Consider the following 17,982-nt stretch of genomic DNA (forward strand, 5'->3'; position numbering starts at 1 on the left):
TTCAAAGTGATTAAAAAAACATCCGTTAATAGCTGTAAAGCCGATTAGATAAGCTGAATTTCCGGTAGTCCAATCAATCAGGATTGTTGAAGAAATTTGTGTTGTTTTATTTTTTTTGGCGTGTCCCTGAAGGACCGCGTCTTCCGCTGTATCTCCCTGCGGGAGGATGCCGCTGCACCCGCTCACGCGTTGTTGGAACCTCCACGTCTCGCTAAAGATTAATATTTGATTCTAGGAGAGGACAGAGGTATGCTGAATGTTATGGTCAATAGCTTATAGGATGTGCAAAATAGTTGCATAAGTTATCTTATATTTATAACAGGTAGCAAACTATGGTTTTTATAGAGAAAGATAATGTTGACATATTGATCGGGAACAACCTTCCTGTAGAGACAGGTAGGGTAGCGAAATTTCTTGATTATTATTTGATTTCATTGGCGATGAATGGTGATAATTTGCCCAATCACCTTTTTGAGCATAATCTTTATGGGAAAAGGGATGTTGCACGGCAGGAGTTTGCAAAAGTTGATGCGGATGTTGTTTTAGAGATTGATATCAAGGCGAATAAACTGTATGGAGATTTGCGGGATTACAGGAAATACAAGGAATTCGCAAGAGAATATGATGAACAGCGGGTGGTAGTACATATTATGATCACCGGTGTAAAAAAAACAAATTGGGTTATACATCTACCATTACAATGCCTTATGAAAGGATTTGGCGATCCATTGCGTGGATATCAATGTTATGGACATGGCATTACATTGTTCGATGAAAGGGGGGAGCCAAAGCGGGATGAACTTTTTTACTGCGGGATAACCGGTAGAAACTGGTTGGTACGGATGGCTGAGCACTTCAGGGATATAGAGAAAGGCAGTAAAAAGCTTTTTCACAGGAAATGGAGGGAATACAGAAATGCTGATAATGTAATGCTGAATTCCGAACTTATCGTGCTCAACCAAAGCCATACTGGTGCAATGGACTGGGAGGAATGGATTGTTGAACGTTATAAGAAAGAGAAGAGGTCATTGAATATGATACCTGGAGGGTTTAAAGGGGCGAAAATGCTGCATAAATTCAATTACTTTAAGAAAAATCCTTCCAAAGCTTAGTAGTAAATTGATGGCAACATTTTTTGCCTATGGTGATAATGTTTAGGAAGAGATATAACATAGCTTCTTATACGCCAATGCCTTAATTCAAGGATTCTTTTCATTGATGGTTCTTAACCCGCTGTTCTCTAGATGTTTGAATTGTATGGTGGGTTCAGCTGGGGGAAAGTACGCTTTCATTGAGTCCATATGATCGTTCTATGTCAGCATACTTTCGATCTCGCTTTTCCATTTAATAAACCCATCAGCGGGCTTGGTATAATCATGAAAGATTCGGCTAAATGAATCGTCTTCCGTGAGGAGGTAAGCCATTCTACCTTTGGTTTTGATGATGTTCATGACGCCCTCCAATTGTTTTAATGTCGACTTTAAAATATCAGGGTCTTTTTTAATACCCCAGACGTAGGTTGCTTCTGCTGTGTTCAGTGTTTCCCAAACGACATGGTAGTTATTTTCACCTTCAATCAGGAAGAAGAATGAAAATGGGTTGTGGGTAAACCTGAGCTTCATCACTCCACCGGCGTGTTTGCTGGATAGAAATCTCAGGTGTTTGTAATGCTTGGTGTTTGATACCTCCAACAGGTTTTCCAAAAATTCCTTGTCGTTATTGAAAAAGGTGCTTGACTTTAGTTTACTGTCGGTAAATGCTTCCAGATACTCTTCCATTGTAAAGAGATTTTTGTCAATATCTACACTTGTTTTTTTCCTGGCGTCCTTTAAAAATTCAAATTTAACCTTTTCGATTAATTCCTTGTTGATCTCATCTATTTGCGGTGATTGGGCGGATTTTGATATGACTTCATTATCAGATACATCAATAATGGCAGTAACCTGAATATTTTTTGTTTTGAGGATGTTTGCAAAGTAATTCTTGACCGCATCGAATTCTGCGATGATATCCCCGTTGAAAATCGTGAATTCGATGGACTTGCTTAATTGTTGAATTTTAATATCAATGGATACCCCGCCGGAGATGAAACGCACATTTTTTAATGGTATAAAAAATGTTTCCGTAATAGTCCGCTTTTGGACAGGTCTTGGAAGCGGCTCGTAATTATGGTAGTGTGCTGCTCTGTTTGTCGTAATACTTGGGGGATGGGATAGTGAACCAGTATTTCCGCCCGATAAGGTGTTGAGTAGTCCTCCGGTATCAATGCTGCGGAAGGTTACGGTTTCCAGGGTGTTTAGGATGGCTGAAAGTTGTTTCTGGTTACTTTCAAAATCCGTTTCCCCAATATTATAGGATAATATATCACAGAATATTCTCCGCTCATGCTCAATATACTTCTTTATCCTGAAAGTCCAATATGCGGGGAACCGAAAAACTTTTTTTTCTATATGTTCCAAGCCGATCTGCTTAAATGTCATTGAGCGGTTCGGGGTTAAGTAGGCTTTGTCCTCATTAAATAATATTTTAAGTTCCTGTCCAATCATGGTTGATATTTTTTTAGAGCTCCTGGCTCTTAAATATATGAATTCTGTCCGATATATTGATTGATGGGCCAAGACCATTTTTGTATAATTCGGTAAGGAAGCTGGTGGATAATGCCACTTCAAAGCTACTAAGGCCTGGACATCATAATCCTGTTGCATTCATTTGTAGAAAAGTATCCGGACCTTCAACTGAGACAGCTCATTGCCTGATATTATGCAAAAAGGTTTTTGGCACCGGATGATAAGGGAATTGATTGCCTCTACGATACAACAGCAATAGTTTTGAGCGAAATTTATCTTGAGTTTAGCGGCTGAAGGATCGATCAGGTAGATTAAACTTCAATATGGCCTTGATCAACATCTGGTGCTTATCTTTTATTGGCTGACAATCCAAGTCTATATATATTGATATAAAACTTAATGGAAAATCATATGTAATTTCGGTACTTGCTTTGAATTAAATGTGGGAACTAGAATTGTAAAATATATTTTTTAAGACGGATCCATGAAGGAACTAAATAAAAAATTTAGGGTACTGCGAGTGAATTTAAGACGGCATGGTCAAGCTATAGCGCAGGAGGTGGTAATGCAGTTCCATCCTGCCACTCTCCATCCCGGTAGCGAAATTTGCATTTTTTGTAATTCCTCCATTGATATAACCAGGGAACATGTTCTGCCAAAATGGGTTGTTGAACATGAACTGCACAGCACCATGGTCTCAGGAGTAAATAAACAAACACATACCTACAATAAGGCTGTGGTACCAGCATGTGCTGAATGCAACAACTCCGTACTGGCATGCGTTGAAAGGTATATTATCAAGGCTATTATGGGGCTGGATGAATTAAAACTTTGTAGCGATGCTGATTTGTTCAACATAATCCGCTGGCTGGAAATTATTGACTATAAACTACAAGTTCTGGACTGTCGAAGGAAATATCTCAAATACCATAATTTAGAGTATGATCCCTTGTGGGGAAAATTTCCGGTATCCATGATGCGGCATTTTACCTCGATGCAGCCATGGAAAGCGTATTATTGGATCCGCAATGCCCAACAACGAATCACGGTCAAGGCAAAAAATAAGAATCTAAACTCATTGGTTATCCTAAAAACAGTCGTACCGCATTTCAATTTTTTTTCCAAGCCGAATGAATACATCTTTATCAGTTTTCCGATGTATAATATTGCATTATTTTTATTTCTGGATAGAAGGCATAATGATTACAGCAAATCTGCAAGCGAAGCGCTAAATATTATCAAGGTTGTTGCTGAATCTTAATTGGCCCGGCATATTACACCATTTAGGCGATGAATCTAGGTGTTGTTCATAGGGGATTCCATGGGACCTGTTCTTCGTTCGTACCGGTATATCTGACCATTGGCAGGCGGTTGCAGTACATACCCTTATAGCCAAATAGGTGAAGCAATAATAGTTCCATGTGATGAAGCGCGATGTGTTTGATATAAAATCTGTTTATTCCGGAAAATTTAGCAAGCTGGGTACGTTTGTTTTGATCAGAATGGACAATTGCATTACGGATCAGGGTGAATAGCCTGGGAAAGTCGTCAAAGTAAAGCCCCGTGGACTTTAGCTCGCTTAGCATTTCATCGTAGTCCGGATGAAAACCGACATCAATAGCGGCATGCTGTAAAAGTCTCCTGATTTTTTCATCTGCGCTCAGCTTTCCATCTTGTTTTTTCTTCAACTTCCAATTGAATAAGAGCTCAAAAGCGTTCTGTAGCAGTACAATCGAGCCTTCCACCAAAGCACTGTTTTTGTTGGCTTCAAAAAGCCAGTGCAGCATATAATCGACACACTGATAGTCGTCTTCATTTTTAATAGCCACATTGAAGCCCTGCCATAGGTCATCCAGTTTGGGGTCTTTGACAAATGGAAGCCAGGTATCTATTTCCAGGTATCCGTCGGAATCGGCAGGTGAATAATCCTCCCACACGCATTCCGCTCCCGCATAGCAGTGCAAGAAGGTTGGAAATGTCTTTTTTCCATTTAAGAAGCTAATGAAAAGCCTCAGTCGGTCAGTTATATCACTTATCTCGTTCGGATCAATTACCCCGGAAGTGGCCTGGATTTCTCCCGTATGTGTAAGGCCGAATCCACCTTCCTCTTTTAATTTTTCAAGGGTTGAGGAGAAATTACCAAGCTGATCAATGGTGAAGGTAAAAGCTTCGTCCTTCCACTGAAGTCTTGAACGGGAGAAATTCCTGCCATTTTTGATTGGTAGACCGTTGTAGTTACGGAGATTAGGGATTTCAAAGGTGATCCTGTCGACATGTTTATTTTGGTGAACAATCCGGAAAGGACCGGTGATTTTTCCCCTTACCATGTTATTTCGCTGCGCAGTCAATTGGATTGTTCCGTGCTCGATCTGCATATCTTTTATCAGGAGTTTTTCAGGGGCATTTGACCTGGAAAAGATATCGACACTGGTTTCTGCCTTGAAGTAAATGTGGGGATTAGGTTTCCAGGAGAAGGTGATTTCTCCGAAAAAATCTATCGGATTGTCACCAAAGCTGATCTGGAAGGCTCCATTGAAGAGTTCAATAGATGAATTTGGAGATGGTAGGACAGTTGTTGGGATCAATGCTTGCGGTAGTGCATTTAAGCACTCTTCGATCTTATTTTCCATATCTTCTATCTGTAGAATATAGTGGCATCTACGGTGTATAACTTCAGTTTCGTCAGACTATCCTCGTCAATTAGTGAGTCATCAATCAAAGATAACAACTGCGTTTTATCTGCCTTTATGGCAATGAAAATCACAATCAGTTTGCGGAGCAGGCCGATAATGTTCCTTGCATAGACGCTCAGGTCACCAAAAGCCCTGATAATTTTATCTTTTTCTCTTTTGGTTAGAAAGCCTCCGTGGGCATAATGGCTTCTTACCCCGTAGGCGGTAGCGAGAAATGATCTTATTTCCAGAGCACTGGATTGATCAAAAAGAGAAAGTAACCTTGCGGTTCTTGTCTGAATTCTAAAAGACAGCTCCTGCTTTTCGGAGGATAGGAGCGCTTCTATTCCCATAACTGCAGTAGCCACCCGGCGTTCAAAAACTACATCTTCCGTCAGTGCGTCCCGATACCTGTCGAAAGCGGTGCTGAGATAGTCCTGATGTTCATTCCCAGAACTGAGTAGATGTGGAGGGATCTCCAACGTTTGCAGAAAGCAAATCAACTGTTTTTCGTCCGTGGCTAAAATGGTCTGCGGAGCAAAGTTCCGGATACGCCTGGTGCCGGAGAAACCTGCGCTTTTTGCTTTTGTGATAGATTCCTGCTCCATTTCCTCCAAAACCGATTGTACACTGCAGGTAAAGAATAATGTAAGTTGATAGAGGATGGTCTGGGCTTTTTTGCTTAAATCACCTGTTTCCCCTCTTTTGCATACTCCTTTTAGCTCAAGTATGGCCGTTGGTCTCGGCGAGCCAAAGAAATCTCCCTTCAGTGGTTCGATGGGTTTTTCAAAATCAGACTTTTGGGTTTGTCTCAGAATGATCCCCTCTTCCAGGATTATCTCCCTGGATTCCAATATTAGCCCGTCAAGTTCAATTGTGATAGAGGTTGGTAGTTCACTGCCCGAAAGACTTCTGATTAGTTTGGTGTTTAACGCGTCTATTGCTAAACTGTTGGAGGCATTAGGGGTGGCGCAGATAATCTCTATCAGCTGATGAAGGTATTGTCCGAACCAGGAGTGGGTGTAAATGTGTCCAAAGCGGTCCTGTAAGTATTTTTCACACTCAAGATAATCAGGGGACTGGGATATGGCTTTCGAGACTAAAAGGCTGGTTCTTATCCATGTGCGCTTTTCCGTTGACCTGAATGATGCACCGGTATATTCAGGTCCTTTTAAGCCATAGCTAAAGTCATCTAGTTCCTGATATTGGAAAGGTTGTGACTCGTATTGTTTCAAGAGATCCGGATTGGCAATCAGTAGATTATAGATGATGTTGGTCAGCGCCTCACTGTATTTGCCGAATTCGTTTAGCGCTGAGGCTGTAGGGTTTTCTGTTGTCAATTTTCTGAGCTGTTAATCTGTGGTTCTAGAAGTTTTGACCTTACTTGCGCCATAAGGTTTCGATCAAAACTAAGCAAAAAACATGAGCTGTCGACATCATCCTAAGGCTGTTTAGATGAGGTTTTTAAATTTTATTGAAATATATGAACTAAACTGTAATGTATCTCTTGCGAACTGTCATGCAAACAGAGATAACCATCCTAAAAAAAGGAAAATGTAGCATAGCGCTATTTTTTATTTTTAGATTATTGGTGGGTCAGTTAATTTAAAAGCTAGTAAAATACTGAAAATAAGTGTTTTAAGTGGTTATGTATTGCTATGTAATGTATAAAACGGGTTTGTTCTGTTTTGTGATTTTTTTAATTTAAGTGTCTGTATTTTAGTTATTTGTGAATAATAAAATTTCGGGCTATTTTTTTTTATAACTTTAACCCCAAATCACGGAGTATATGGAACAATTGAACATTAGCAATTTAGATGCTGAAAAGGTTTTTTTAAGGCAGCCCCTAACAATAGATCCAGCTAAGATGGACAATGAAGTATTGAAAAGACTGATTGGTGAGATCGATTTTGACCGTGCTAATAAGGTTAATTCCTACAATAGGACGCACAACCGCCATAACCGTGGTAGATAGGATCGCTCCGGAGAGCGAAATTGATACCATACTGGTTAAGGTGGCCAGTCGCTGCAATATCAACTGCAGCTACTGTTATGTATATCACATGGGGGACGATAACTGGTCACGGCTTTCCAAATTCATGGATTCCGATACCTTAGGGGCCATGTGTGTATCACTGGGACAGATCGTTTCCCAACAGGAGAAGCCCTTTAGTGTGGTGTTACATGGCGGCGAGCCTTTTCTCCTTGGTAAAACAAGACTGAAGGAACTGTTGCATGCACTAAGAGAGGTGCTACCTGAGCTCTATCCGATCAGCATACAGACCAACGGAATATTAATTAGCAACGAAATACTGGATATCTGTTCATACTACAGGGCCAGCGTGGCAGTGAGCATTGACGGACCAAAGGCGATACATGACCGTTTCAGGGTAGGACATAGTGGGGAAGGGACTTTTGAAAAGGTTGTTCTTGGAATCGAAATCCTGCGCCGGCATGTCGATGCAGCGTTTCTGAATGCTGGTCTGCTTGCGGTAGTGGATCCGCAGAGCGATCCAGTTGACGTTTATACCTTTTTTAAGGAAATGGGAGCTCCAAGCGTTGATTTTCTTTACAAGGACGGTAACCACGACCGTTTGCCACTCGGTAAAAAATCTTTATTTTCTTTGGAATATGGCGACTGGATGGTTCGGTTGCTTGATGTATACCTGAGTGATGCCGATCCGCTTCCGATCCGGGTGCTGGATGATATGCTCAAAGTGATGTTGGGAGGGACAGTTTCGAAAGAGGGAATGGGACTAACTGATTTTGGCATCATCATTATCGACACCGACGGTACAGTGATGAAGAACGATACGCTTAAAAGCTCCTTTAACGGAGCGGATAGATTCGATGAGCCGATAAACATAAAGGATGGAACGCTTATTCCATTCATCCATTCTAATGATTTTTTGGACTATAAACGCATGCAGCGGCCTGCACATTTAAATTGCCGCAACTGCGAAAATCTCGATCTTTGCGGTGGTGGCATGATCCTTCATCGTTGGAGCGAAAGCAACGGCTTTGACAACCCTTCGGTATACTGCTCCGATCAGATGTATCTGATAGATGCGATGCAGGAAAGAGTTAAAAAATTAATTTCACAATATGTCTAGGGAATATTTTGTATTCGGTGGAGTGGAGCCGGCAACGGGCCCATTTCCACATTTCGGCGTTTCGACGGTTTTTAAAGAAACATCCGCCGGAGATATATTAAGTTGGTTTAAGCATACCGATAGGTGGCATCTTACGCAGACCAGTTTTTACACCCAGTACGAGTTTAGTTTATTGGATGGTAAGCTACCAGAAGAAATTTCATGGTTGATGGATGAAACTACAGTGGGAAACGTCAAGAATATAATGGAGGAACGCTTTTCGGTAGGCGAGCTAGAGCTTGTGGGGCTGACTGCGCATAAACTCATCAACGGGCACAGGATGGGGGTGCATAATGATTTTATTGGAAAAAATGAGAGCCATAGGTTGGTGATCCAGTTGAATGAAGACTGGGAACAGGAGAAGGGAGGGTTTTTGATGCTTTTCAATTCCCGTGATCCGAAGGATGTGGCCAAGATTGTACAGCCGCTGCATAATTCTGCCGTTGGCTTTGAGATATCACAGGATTCTTTTCATGCGGTTTCGACGGTGCATGGTTTTGAGAGATATACATTGGTCTATACGTTTAACGAAAAGCTTTAAGTGAAACTTCTGCGCAATATCAAACATTTTTTGAAACGTCCATTGCCGCTTTGGGATTTGGCTATCGCCAACGAACTTGTCGGCCTGAAGTGGCGGGAATTGGTCAAGCAGGGGAAAATCGGAGAGAACGCGTGTTACCATTCCGTGATGATGCTCGGGGGACGCCATATAGTTGATCACTATGATTCCGACAAATTACCATATGGGCTGCCAATTGAAATTCCTGATGTCAGGCTTAATCATCTTTATTTGGAGCATGGCTTGGATGTGCTTGGTAAAACGGAGATGGACAGAATTTCTGCATCGGAAAAGGTAAGCAGTGCATTCGCCAGATTGCTTTCCGTAGGGGAATGCGGTGAAAGTGTCGCCCTGCTGGTAAAAGCGGTGCAGCTGCTGCGTCAGCCCGAACCAGAATTCGATGTAAGCTATAGTCATCCCGCAATTCCTTTTACTATTTTCGTTTCTGTTGGAGAAGATTCCTCAGAAATTGAATCGTTAAGGCTCTCGGAGTCGATACTACATGAAGCTATGCATCTTTTGCTTACCCTGGTAGAAGAACAGGTCATTTTGGTCCGGGATAACGAAAGTACCTATTATTCACCATGGAGGGAAACGGAGCGTCCGGTTAGGGGAGTGCTGCATGGCATGTTTGTATTCAGGGCAGTTCTGGACTATTACCTATTACTGTTGAAGGAGCTCAAAGACTTTAAAGTCCGGGATTTTGCGGAGTTCCGGATTGAGCAGATTACCGCAGAACTATTGCTTCTGAACGATTTTGCTAAATGTGGTGGGCTTACCGAAGATGGGGCCAGCCTTGCAGCAGGTCTATTGCCATAAACGCTTTGCTTTCAGCAAAATTAACTTACCGTCTTTAAGTCCAAAAATAAGCCGTATAACAATTATTTTTTTGCATTTAACACTCCTGATGAGGTGATGTAGTCTGTGGCTGCGGCAGAAAATTGTGCCTTTTGCGTCATCGCATTTTTGATATATTTCAATGCCCTTTTGTAAATATCGTCCCTTGGATCTTTTACACTCAACATGCTATCTATATAAAACTGTATATCCGTTATCAATTTTTTTCTCGCTTCCTGTATGGCGCTGCGATTTAGGTCGCAGATTTCGATCGTTGTTCTCCCTTGTTCGGTCATACCCTTTGCAATTTCGTTTTCAAATACGATATGGTTACGTGGATCTTCGGGACCACTTGGATTCAATAGCAATGGAGACTCGCCTGCGATATTGTTATGATGGGAACGAGCCCTCATATTTTCGTCGGTCAAAGGAAACAACGTACTTTTCTTTTTATTGCAGGGGCCACAGACGAAAAACAGGTTCGACCATGTATAACCAAGCCAATAATATCCAGGTTTTAAATTTGCGGTGGTTTTTGCAACTTTAAATCCCTCTTTGGGCCTAAAATGTTCAATATCGCCATATTCATCTGCTTGCTCTTTTTCACAAAAGCAGCATTTGTAGTACTGAGAACGTTTGAGGATTTTTTTTACATCAGGTCCATTGTAAATTTTGGATAGTATCGGGAGTTTATCAACCCCTGAGATATATAGGTTTTGGTCTAGGTCAAATGCAGCTTTATTTAGCAAATTCTGTTCCTCGCCAAGCGTTGATAAAACTTCCGGGATATCAATAGGTTTTACAATCTTGATCATTTCTAGCCTTTGAATCTCTGTTTGACCTTACTTACAAAATCCTGCATAAAAGCTCGGTCTTTTATCTCTGCAGGTGTTTCGGCTGTCGGCAGTTTTGCAATTTGTCGGTTAAGCTGCGCAATCCTTTTCTTTTGCCTTTCATTAGGGTTTTCTTTGCTTATAAGTTCAATACGCTCATCATTTAGTTTTTCATAAGCAATTCCCCTAGCGGATTTAAGGCCAAAAAATTCACTTGTTAGAATCTGATCGACTCTCCATCCATCGATTCCTTCAGGTTCATTTTCGATCTCAACTGTTTCATCCTCAAACCTAAGAATTGCGTGATTGGCGTTGAATGAGGCCTGGACCATCAATGGACTGTGAGCCGTCGCAATAAACTGCACCGCAGGAAAATGTGCTGAGAGATCGGTCATGATGCGTCTTTGCCAGACAGGGTGGAGATGAAGATCTAATTCGTCGATAATCACAATTGCCGGTTCTTTCAGTGGGTTTTCACTTTTAGGGTAGAGATTGAATAACCTCCATGCGAGATCTACTGTCCAGGACACCGTGGTTTTGTAGCCCAGTGAAAAGCTACTGAAAGGAATTCTTTTTCCGTGCCTTGTAGTGATCATAATCTCTTCCTGAATGAGCTTCCCATTTACCATTCTCGGAGGCAGAACCTCTATATCCTCAATATTTTGGATGTCGGGTAAAAGACTTACAAGCATTTTTTTTACATCCTTGAGAAACTTGGTATGTTTTTTCCGCTCTTTATTTTTAGCGCCTAGCCTGGCATAATTGGCTGTATGTAGGATTTCGTTTGCATCATACAGTTCTGTTCTTTCTGAAATGAACTGCCTGATGGTATCCTCCATATCCGGGGCATTGATATTCTGTTTCCCTAGTGTTCTCAGCGCACTATAGCAGATAATTTCCGCATCGTTCTTGAAAAAAAATTTGTCGTAATCTGTATTGAAATGGTGCTGAACATCATCGAGTTTTCTATTTCCGTCATTGTCGGTTATAAGATCTATTCTGATATCAGTAGAGCATGTAATTTCGTTTTCGCTTTTCGACTTCCTATTTAACTTTCTTTGGGCAACGAAAGTAGCCTTAATCACGCCTGATATTTTATTTTGGTTATTTTTCTTTACCAAATTGATCAATGTTTCATTCTCCTCGTCATTGATCTTCGGCGCAACTGTAAAATCTGATGAAATATCCTCCTTATCATCGGGTAGGAGTGGCTTCATCCATGCAAGGCATTGTAATAGTGTCGATTTGCCTATGCTGTTATCGCCTAGAATCAAAGTCCACTGGCTCAAGGTACCGTCCCTCTTTTCAAGATTGAGTGAGGTTTCTTCTCCGAATGTTTTGACGTTTTGGAGTGAAATTGATTTGATATAGATAGGCTCCTTTTTCATTTGCGCTAGTTTTGCTACCTGCCAATGTATAAAAAAACAGGAACAACTGAAAATCGAGATTAGCTACAATTCTTTTCAGGAGTGCTGGAGGTCATTATATTTAGGATAATTCGCTGAATTAACTGTTTTCAGTATTATGGTCTATTTATCCTGTTGAATATTTTAAGTTTTTGCTTTTTTTGGATAAAAATGTAAATGGATACAATTTTAAGGCTTATTGCGAAAGTATTCTTTGTTTTTGACTTGAGTTTCAGCCTCCGGAAATCCCGATAGGGTAGGTTGTGATGATACTTCACGAATGTTTAGGTAGTGAAAAGATTATTTTCAAAATACGTGCACTTAGCCCCTCTACCCGGAGTGCTAACTGGAATACTTAATTGTAAATTTACCGCAGAATTGAGCCTATGCTTTTGATCTTAAGGGCGGGGTAACGTATTATAATGGTTTGTAGCGTCGAAAGAATTATTGCAGGTGGATGGAAAAGGCTCCACAATTGAACCATCGCTTCGAGTGAATCCATTAATGAATGCATTAATGACTGCATCGTGCCCGATAAAAAACTGATACCATATTGTGTAAAAGCCTATCGCCATAGCCAGATCAACAATACTTTCTATGTCAGCGGTCGGAGGATTGGAAGTATATTTCGCAAGGTAACGTCCAGCAAGATCATAAGCTCCAAGTCGTTCATCCCATCTGTCATCTTTCATAGAAAATTGAGCATGTCCTGGTATTCTGTCAAGCCCTACAAGATCTATAAATGCCTGGGCTCTAATACGGTCATTACCTACTACTCCTGTCTTCATGACGATCATCCCACCAGTCTGTATTTCTAGAAAATGCAATAGATTATTTTCGTGTGGCATAAATGGGGCCAAGACGGCAACATCTTTGTCTCCTTTTACTGAATTGCAGTTCACACAGGCTAAAAGAAAATTATCCCATCTTTTTTTCAGATGTGGGTATTTTAATGTTTGGCTACCGGGAATAAGACAACCCTTTGCTAAGATATGTTCGACATGAAACGCAGATCTTGTCAGCGATTTTTCACAAAATGAACAGAACTTTCCCAATTCCGTGACTAGGTCTGGCTTAGCATTGCCATAAGGATCAAATTCCAAAGGCATTCCAGCAGGGTTCATCCGAATAGATTTTACTACAGGCCTCATCTAAACAACTGGTGATTTTGGTAATTCCGCTTCAAGCAGTGCCACGTATGCCGGGTTATTGTTGTATTTTATCCTTAGCCGGTCCAGGTGGACCTTTGCTTTTTCTATATCGTTGGGCGATGCTCCATTTTTTATCAATTCGAAAAATAAGGCTGCCTCTTTTTGCATTCTCAGAAATTCCGTACTGCGCTCCACATGCTCAACTCCCATTTCCTGCTCGGTTACTTCCTCCAGACTAAATTTGTCGGGGTCCTCGGGTAGACCTTCCAAAGTATCAAGGTTGATAAGTTCAGCATTTTTAATGCTCTGAACGATTAATGGCGAATGGGTTGTGACAACAAATTGTATGCCTGGAAAAGCAAGTTTAAGATCATTTATCACATGTCGTTGCCAAATCGGGTGAAGATGCATGTCGATCTCATCAATCATTACAACCCCGGGGGATTTCTCAACGGCTTCAAGCCCAAGTTTTCCATTGAGCATGATACAGCGATAGGCGATTTCTGCAACGGTGTATAACATAGCCTTCATACCGTCACTAAGATAGGAGGCCAGCATCCGTTGGGGCGTTTCGCGGAAATTAACCAGCACTTCAAACTCTTCGTATCGGCTGTTATATTCGATTTCTTTAATATACGGGATGGCCACTTTTATCGATTGAAACATTGCCTCTTTTGTTCCGGTAAATTCACTGCCATCCTTGATGCAGTTATCATAGGAGTGCAGCCACTCATAAACACCAGTAAAGTCTACATTTTCGCCTAGAGCGGCATAGTATCCTTTCGCAAGTTTTGACATCTTCTTCCAGCTTTTGTCGACTTTTTTTACCTGAGCATTTGTACGGTTGATCTGGAAGTTTGCCATAACGGGATAAAGCATTTCCTGATCGCTGCCGTGGTTATCAAATAATTCATTGGCGTAACTGATGATTTGTGCGGAGTCCTCTCGTTTATGGGTTGTACTATTTGATCTAAGATATTCCCGTTTCCACTTTATGTCGTTGACTTCGTTCCCTTTTTGCCAGGTGGCATAGGTAACGATCAAAGGATTGTCTTTGTTGGGTAGGAAATCCCTGCGCTCTGGATGAAATTTGATGAGTCTTTCGTCGTTCTTAAACTGCCTTCGATAACTAGCATTCGCGGGGAGAGTTGGAACCGATTGCAGGAACGCGCCCAGACTCACTTGAACTGCCCTGAGAAGAGTAGATTTTCCAAGACCATTATTGCCAATTGCAACAGTAAAGTGTGGATTTAATTGAAATTCCTTGCTCTCAAATCCTCTAAAATTATGGATGTATAATCTTGCTATTTTCATCTTTTACAAATGTAAAAATATGTATAATATGGGATATATTCATATTTATAGGTTTATATATCCTTTTACTAAAAAAAACTTATGCCTAACTTTATATTGCATTAATTATCCTTCAAGGATAAAGTAATTTGTCATTGTTCTTCAATCACACTTTTGCGTATTAACGACTTCGTCCGAGTGGTTTCTTTTGAGTGTGTCTTAGAGTTGTTTCTTTTTGCGTCAACCCGAGACTGGTAGGGATTATCACACTAGATGCTAACTGATCTTGTTTTTTTTTGCGTGCCCCTGTAGGGCCAGCGTCTTGCGTTATATCTACCTGCGGAAGGATGCCGCTGCACCCGCTCACGCGCTAAAGATAAAGGCTGGTTCCCTTTTCGGATTGTCCTGCGGACATTCGGCCTGCCGGCTCCGCCCGGTACATTTTTTGCTTTTACCGTGAGTGAATATTGTGGGTTGACACAGGGCTGTGCTACAAGTGCTAGGGACTGTGCAATTTGCTGCTGTTTTCCCCCCAAACATTATTGGCCTATCGGCTTCGCCCGAAAGGTGCTTTTTTTTCTTCTACCCAAGACTTCTTGGCTTACCCGTTTCGGCCGAAGGGTGCTTTTTTTGCTTCTATCCGTGAGGGAATGTTGTGGGTGGTCACTGGCCTGTGCCGCAAGTGGAACGGATAGTGCAATTTGTTGCTGTTTTTTTGCCGATTTGCCTCCCCGTGGCTAATCTCGAAAGGAGTGGTTTAGACAGTTCCTGTCCAGCCCGACAATTGCCGCTATTTAAATTCGGCAATTTCCTATATTAGTGGCACAAACGCTTCCCATGAAATATACCCTGCTTTTTTTACTATCCTTTTTGTCCATTTCGGCTTTCTGCCAGAGAAACGGCAGTTATTATGTTACCCATGGTGGTGACACAGTAGACTGCGATATCGGGTCTTACACCAATCTTCGCGGGAGGACTGAACTGTCGGCCTTTTCCAGATCAATCACCGTTGAGGGAGATGGGGGCACCAAAAAGCTGAAGCCTAGAGATATCAGGGCATTCGTTTTTCTCGATGTGGATACCGGCTATAAATTTGTGACCCTGGCGGGCGATAAGTCCCGTTTTTTCCATGAGGTGGTTAAGGGAAAGCTTTCGTTCTATAAACTGTATGTGCCGGGAAATACGCTACCGGTTATGGTAAAGGGGGATAAGCTGGTATACCTGAATGTGATCGGGGCAAAGAAACACATAGCGGAACTGATCGCGGATTGTCCGGAGCTGGTGAAGGAATGGGAGGCGGGGGAGAAGTATACGGTGCGGGACAGGGAAGAGATTGTCAGGGCTTATAATGCCTGTGGGGGCTGAGGGGGGATTTCGATCGTATTATTTTTGTTTTTTTAATTGTATGGGCGTGCCCCTAAAGGGTCGCGTCTTCCGCTGTATCTTTTGTTCCAAAAGGATGCCGCTGCACCCGCTCACGCAGCTGTTGATGAAGCCCATCATAATTAGTTGCTATAAAAATTTATGTATGTTCAGCTTGCATATATATATTATGCTGACATGGTTGATAGTGGGTTCAGAAATATGGGAAAAACAGAAGCTCATTATTTACGAAAACAACGATTTGGAAACAACTGTATTTAAGTTTGCTATCCAACATTGGCTTTCAAGATTTCTTCCAGAGACGGTTTTACGGTATCGGTCGAGGTCTTTCTTATCGGAAGTTCTGAAAAATAACCCGAAGCAAGCAGTTCGGATGGTTTTATCCTTCTCATATCCTTTTTTAGATTTTCGATATCCGCTTCAGTATGCGAAGCTTTGAAAGTTGCGACAAAGTCCTGGAAGTATTGTTCTGCCTTCTCGCTTACTGGCTCCCAATCTGTATGTTCAATATATTTTTTCTCCTCTAGGAATCCGGTGATCACGTTAATGCAAAAACCAACACATGTCATTAATTGTGGAAAAGGACTGTCAGAATGATATTCTCCATCCTCATAGAATGAGCCACCATAAAAATACCCATAATTTGGTTGTGCTGTATGTTCAATTATCCGGCAATGATTGATAAAGGCACGGATCAGTTTTCGGTCGATGATCGAAAGTTCCTTATGAAAAACCCTTTCAGCCAATGATATATCCACTTCGTTGAGCAATACTTTTTCTTTGTTATAATGAAAAAAATATACCTGGTCATCATGCCTGATTAGCAGTCCCGAGTGTACAGCATTTCCCTTTTCGTCGGCAGTAACGGATATAGCAACAAAGTCCGCTCCTGGAACAATTGTTTTCGATTGTATGAGTTCTTTTTCGATTTCGGATTGAGTGTACATTCAGACTGGTTATTTTTCTGCATCTAATTTCCCTGACAGGGTGTGATAAAGTTTTGCTCTCTGCTCTTTAAGCTCGGGATGCTCCGTAAAGCTTTTGGTAATCACGAGGATAGTCTTGAGGATATTGACTTCTGAACTGTCATGATCGTAAATTTCCAACAGTTTTTTTAAACTGTTAAAATCATTCTTCATAATGATGTCTTTTATGAAGAAATGCAATTTGAACAGAAAATCATCCAGGCTGTTATTTTTTTGCAATGTCAGCAGATCCTTGAACAACTCTAGCTGTTCAGCAATTGGAAAGAATTCACAGAAGGTATACTCATCGTTATCATCGAAGGATTTTTTTCTCGTTAGGATCTCAATTTCCTGATAAAGATATTTATTAACCAGGATAGCCTGCTTCTCACTACAACGGATAGGGATTTTGACGTCTTTATGCAGAAGATGGACATTTGGGTTTTTGCCCCCAACTTCGATCAGTTTGCCTTTTAAGATTTCCAACGAGTATCTGGCATAGCGTTTGACTGGTCTTGCACGGAATTCCTTGGCTTTTTTGATCTGATCGACAACCTGGAACTTTTGTTTCCTAGTATGAAAATTAGCCTCATAGGAAAGCCCATTGGCCTGGAATAAATTCTGCAACTGCCGCCATGGGGCAACTATTTCACCATTGGTTTCTTTCTTGTCCAAAACGTTTTCAAAATCACTGTGGAAGTGTTCGATGACCTCTGCAGGACCTGGAACCTGAACACCAACGCTACCCCGAACCAACTGTATTTTCAGATTACCAGCTCCCGGAGTAATAGACAGGATATCCCTCATTGACTGAAGAATCAAAATCAGAGAATTCGCTGAATCTGTAGTCAGATTGTCAAATTCAATATCGTTGCCTTTGGCATCTTTAGTGATTTTAAACTCTAGTTTATCTGTTGACATGTTTGGTTAAAGCGTCGATAAAAGTAAATAAAAGTTTGTACTTTCCTAATTTTTCTTTTTATTCAGTTTTGATCTCTAGCGATTTCATCATCGATATGATCCTTGGAATAGTAACAATTTTTTACACTATTTGTTTGATGCATTTGCTGGAGGATTTGTTCTGTTTAAGTTTTGAAAATTTGCTTTAAGGCTGATTTTTAATGGGTTTCCAAAAGAGAAGATAATGCTACCAATTTTAAGTTA

Annotated in this window: 16 protein-coding genes; 7 read left to right on the plus strand and 9 right to left on the minus strand. The window is 41.2% G+C overall.

Annotated elements, in window-relative coordinates; translation table 11 throughout:
- Positions 1-332: 332 nt before the first annotated feature.
- The gene (locus R2S57_RS13710) at positions 333-1,112 is read left to right on the plus strand and encodes a hypothetical protein (RefSeq protein ID WP_316845517.1); all 780 of its coding nucleotides are present in this window, start codon (positions 333-335) and stop codon (positions 1,110-1,112) included.
- Positions 1,113-1,310: 198 nt separating this feature from the next.
- Here the strand turns inward: R2S57_RS13710 and R2S57_RS13715 are convergent, their stop codons facing one another.
- Complete coding sequence (locus R2S57_RS13715) at positions 1,311-2,705, minus strand: hypothetical protein (RefSeq protein ID WP_316845518.1); 1,395 nt, start codon at positions 2,703-2,705, stop codon at positions 1,311-1,313.
- Positions 2,706-3,051: 346 nt separating this feature from the next.
- On the opposite strand from R2S57_RS13715, the gene R2S57_RS13720 reads away from it, so the two are divergent.
- The gene (locus R2S57_RS13720) at positions 3,052-3,828 is read left to right on the plus strand and encodes a hypothetical protein (RefSeq protein ID WP_316845519.1); all 777 of its coding nucleotides are present in this window, start codon (positions 3,052-3,054) and stop codon (positions 3,826-3,828) included.
- A gap of 46 nt (positions 3,829-3,874) precedes the next feature.
- On the opposite strand, the gene R2S57_RS13725 is transcribed toward R2S57_RS13720, so the two are convergent.
- Positions 3,875-5,197, minus strand: coding sequence for a hypothetical protein (locus R2S57_RS13725; protein ID WP_316845520.1), 1,323 nt, complete (start codon positions 5,195-5,197; stop codon positions 3,875-3,877).
- 5 nt (positions 5,198-5,202) lie between these two features.
- The gene (locus tag R2S57_RS13730; protein ID WP_316845521.1) at positions 5,203-6,579 is read right to left on the minus strand and encodes a HEPN domain-containing protein; all 1,377 of its coding nucleotides are present in this window, start codon (positions 6,577-6,579) and stop codon (positions 5,203-5,205) included.
- Between the two features lie 449 nt (positions 6,580-7,028).
- Between R2S57_RS13730 and yhhA the strand changes: the two genes are divergently transcribed.
- From yhhA to R2S57_RS13750, 4 genes are read left to right on the plus strand one after another with little or no spacing between them, the layout of a single operon-like run.
- Positions 7,029-7,214 (plus strand): YhhA family cyclophane-containing RiPP, encoded by a 186-nt coding sequence (gene yhhA / locus R2S57_RS13735; RefSeq protein ID WP_316845522.1) that lies wholly within the window; start codon positions 7,029-7,031, stop codon positions 7,212-7,214.
- Positions 7,204-8,352 (plus strand): cyclophane-forming radical SAM/SPASM peptide maturase YhhB, encoded by a 1,149-nt coding sequence (yhhB, locus tag R2S57_RS13740; protein ID WP_316845523.1) that lies wholly within the window; start codon positions 7,204-7,206, stop codon positions 8,350-8,352. Before yhhA ends, yhhB begins: the two co-directional genes overlap by 11 nt.
- On the plus strand, positions 8,345-8,932 hold the full coding sequence (gene yhhC, locus R2S57_RS13745) for a cyclophane-containing peptide 2OG-Fe(II) oxygenase YhhC (protein ID WP_316845524.1): 588 nt from the start codon (positions 8,345-8,347) through the stop codon (positions 8,930-8,932). Before yhhB ends, yhhC begins: the two co-directional genes overlap by 8 nt.
- Complete coding sequence (locus R2S57_RS13750; RefSeq protein ID WP_316845525.1) at positions 8,933-9,769, plus strand: aKG-HExxH-type peptide beta-hydroxylase; 837 nt, start codon at positions 8,933-8,935, stop codon at positions 9,767-9,769.
- A 62-nt stretch (positions 9,770-9,831) separates the two neighbouring features.
- Here R2S57_RS13750 and R2S57_RS13755 read toward each other — a convergent pair whose 3' ends face one another.
- The 4 genes from R2S57_RS13755 to R2S57_RS13770 all read right to left on the minus strand — a co-directional run bounded on the left by R2S57_RS13755 (position 9,832) and on the right by R2S57_RS13770 (position 14,491).
- Positions 9,832-10,602, minus strand: coding sequence for a hypothetical protein (locus tag R2S57_RS13755; RefSeq protein WP_316845526.1), 771 nt, complete (start codon positions 10,600-10,602; stop codon positions 9,832-9,834).
- 2 nt (positions 10,603-10,604) lie between these two features.
- Entirely contained in the window at positions 10,605-12,008 is a 1,404-nt protein-coding gene (locus R2S57_RS13760) for an ATP-binding protein (RefSeq protein WP_316845527.1), read from the minus strand.
- 416 nt (positions 12,009-12,424) lie between these two features.
- On the minus strand, positions 12,425-13,150 hold the full coding sequence (locus R2S57_RS13765; protein WP_316845528.1) for a hypothetical protein: 726 nt from the start codon (positions 13,148-13,150) through the stop codon (positions 12,425-12,427).
- Between the two features lie 27 nt (positions 13,151-13,177).
- Positions 13,178-14,491: an AAA family ATPase gene (locus R2S57_RS13770; protein ID WP_316845529.1), complete on the minus strand. Its 1,314-nt coding sequence runs from the start codon at positions 14,489-14,491 to the stop codon at positions 13,178-13,180.
- A gap of 816 nt (positions 14,492-15,307) precedes the next feature.
- Between R2S57_RS13770 and R2S57_RS13775 the strand changes: the two genes are divergently transcribed.
- Complete coding sequence (locus R2S57_RS13775) at positions 15,308-15,835, plus strand: hypothetical protein (protein WP_316845530.1); 528 nt, start codon at positions 15,308-15,310, stop codon at positions 15,833-15,835.
- Positions 15,836-16,119: 284 nt separating this feature from the next.
- On the opposite strand, the gene R2S57_RS13780 is transcribed toward R2S57_RS13775, so the two are convergent.
- Both R2S57_RS13780 and R2S57_RS13785 read right to left on the minus strand, forming a co-directional pair.
- On the minus strand, positions 16,120-16,800 hold the full coding sequence (locus tag R2S57_RS13780; protein WP_316845531.1) for a hypothetical protein: 681 nt from the start codon (positions 16,798-16,800) through the stop codon (positions 16,120-16,122).
- Positions 16,801-16,809: 9 nt separating this feature from the next.
- On the minus strand, positions 16,810-17,739 hold the full coding sequence (locus R2S57_RS13785; RefSeq protein ID WP_316845532.1) for a hypothetical protein: 930 nt from the start codon (positions 17,737-17,739) through the stop codon (positions 16,810-16,812).
- Positions 17,740-17,982 lie beyond the last annotated feature (243 nt).

This window comes from Pedobacter psychrodurus (assembly GCF_032678585.1).
GTDB classification, from domain to species: domain Bacteria; phylum Bacteroidota; class Bacteroidia; order Sphingobacteriales; family Sphingobacteriaceae; genus Pedobacter; species Pedobacter psychrodurus_A.

Bases quoted from the DNA above. Each gene is read 5' to 3' on its own strand.
- R2S57_RS13710 (WP_316845517.1), top strand. From the start codon at position 333: ATGGTTTTTATAGAGAAAGATAATGTTGACATATTGATCGGGAACAAC.
- R2S57_RS13715 (WP_316845518.1), bottom strand. From the start codon at position 2,705: ATGCAACAGGATTATGATGTCCAGGCCTTAGTAGCTTTGAAGTGGCAT.
- R2S57_RS13720 (WP_316845519.1), top strand. From the start codon at position 3,052: ATGAAGGAACTAAATAAAAAATTTAGGGTACTGCGAGTGAATTTAAGA.
- R2S57_RS13725 (WP_316845520.1), bottom strand. From the start codon at position 5,197: ATGGAAAATAAGATCGAAGAGTGCTTAAATGCACTACCGCAAGCATTG.
- yhhA (WP_316845522.1), top strand. From the start codon at position 7,029: ATGGAACAATTGAACATTAGCAATTTAGATGCTGAAAAGGTTTTTTTA.
- yhhC (WP_316845524.1), top strand. From the start codon at position 8,345: ATGTCTAGGGAATATTTTGTATTCGGTGGAGTGGAGCCGGCAACGGGC.
- R2S57_RS13755 (WP_316845526.1), bottom strand. From the start codon at position 10,602: ATGATCAAGATTGTAAAACCTATTGATATCCCGGAAGTTTTATCAACG.
- R2S57_RS13760 (WP_316845527.1), bottom strand. From the start codon at position 12,008: ATGAAAAAGGAGCCTATCTATATCAAATCAATTTCACTCCAAAACGTC.
- R2S57_RS13765 (WP_316845528.1), bottom strand. From the start codon at position 13,150: ATGAACCCTGCTGGAATGCCTTTGGAATTTGATCCTTATGGCAATGCT.
- R2S57_RS13770 (WP_316845529.1), bottom strand. From the start codon at position 14,491: ATGAAAATAGCAAGATTATACATCCATAATTTTAGAGGATTTGAGAGC.
- R2S57_RS13775 (WP_316845530.1), top strand. From the start codon at position 15,308: ATGAAATATACCCTGCTTTTTTTACTATCCTTTTTGTCCATTTCGGCT.
- R2S57_RS13780 (WP_316845531.1), bottom strand. From the start codon at position 16,800: ATGTACACTCAATCCGAAATCGAAAAAGAACTCATACAATCGAAAACA.
- R2S57_RS13785 (WP_316845532.1), bottom strand. From the start codon at position 17,739: ATGTCAACAGATAAACTAGAGTTTAAAATCACTAAAGATGCCAAAGGC.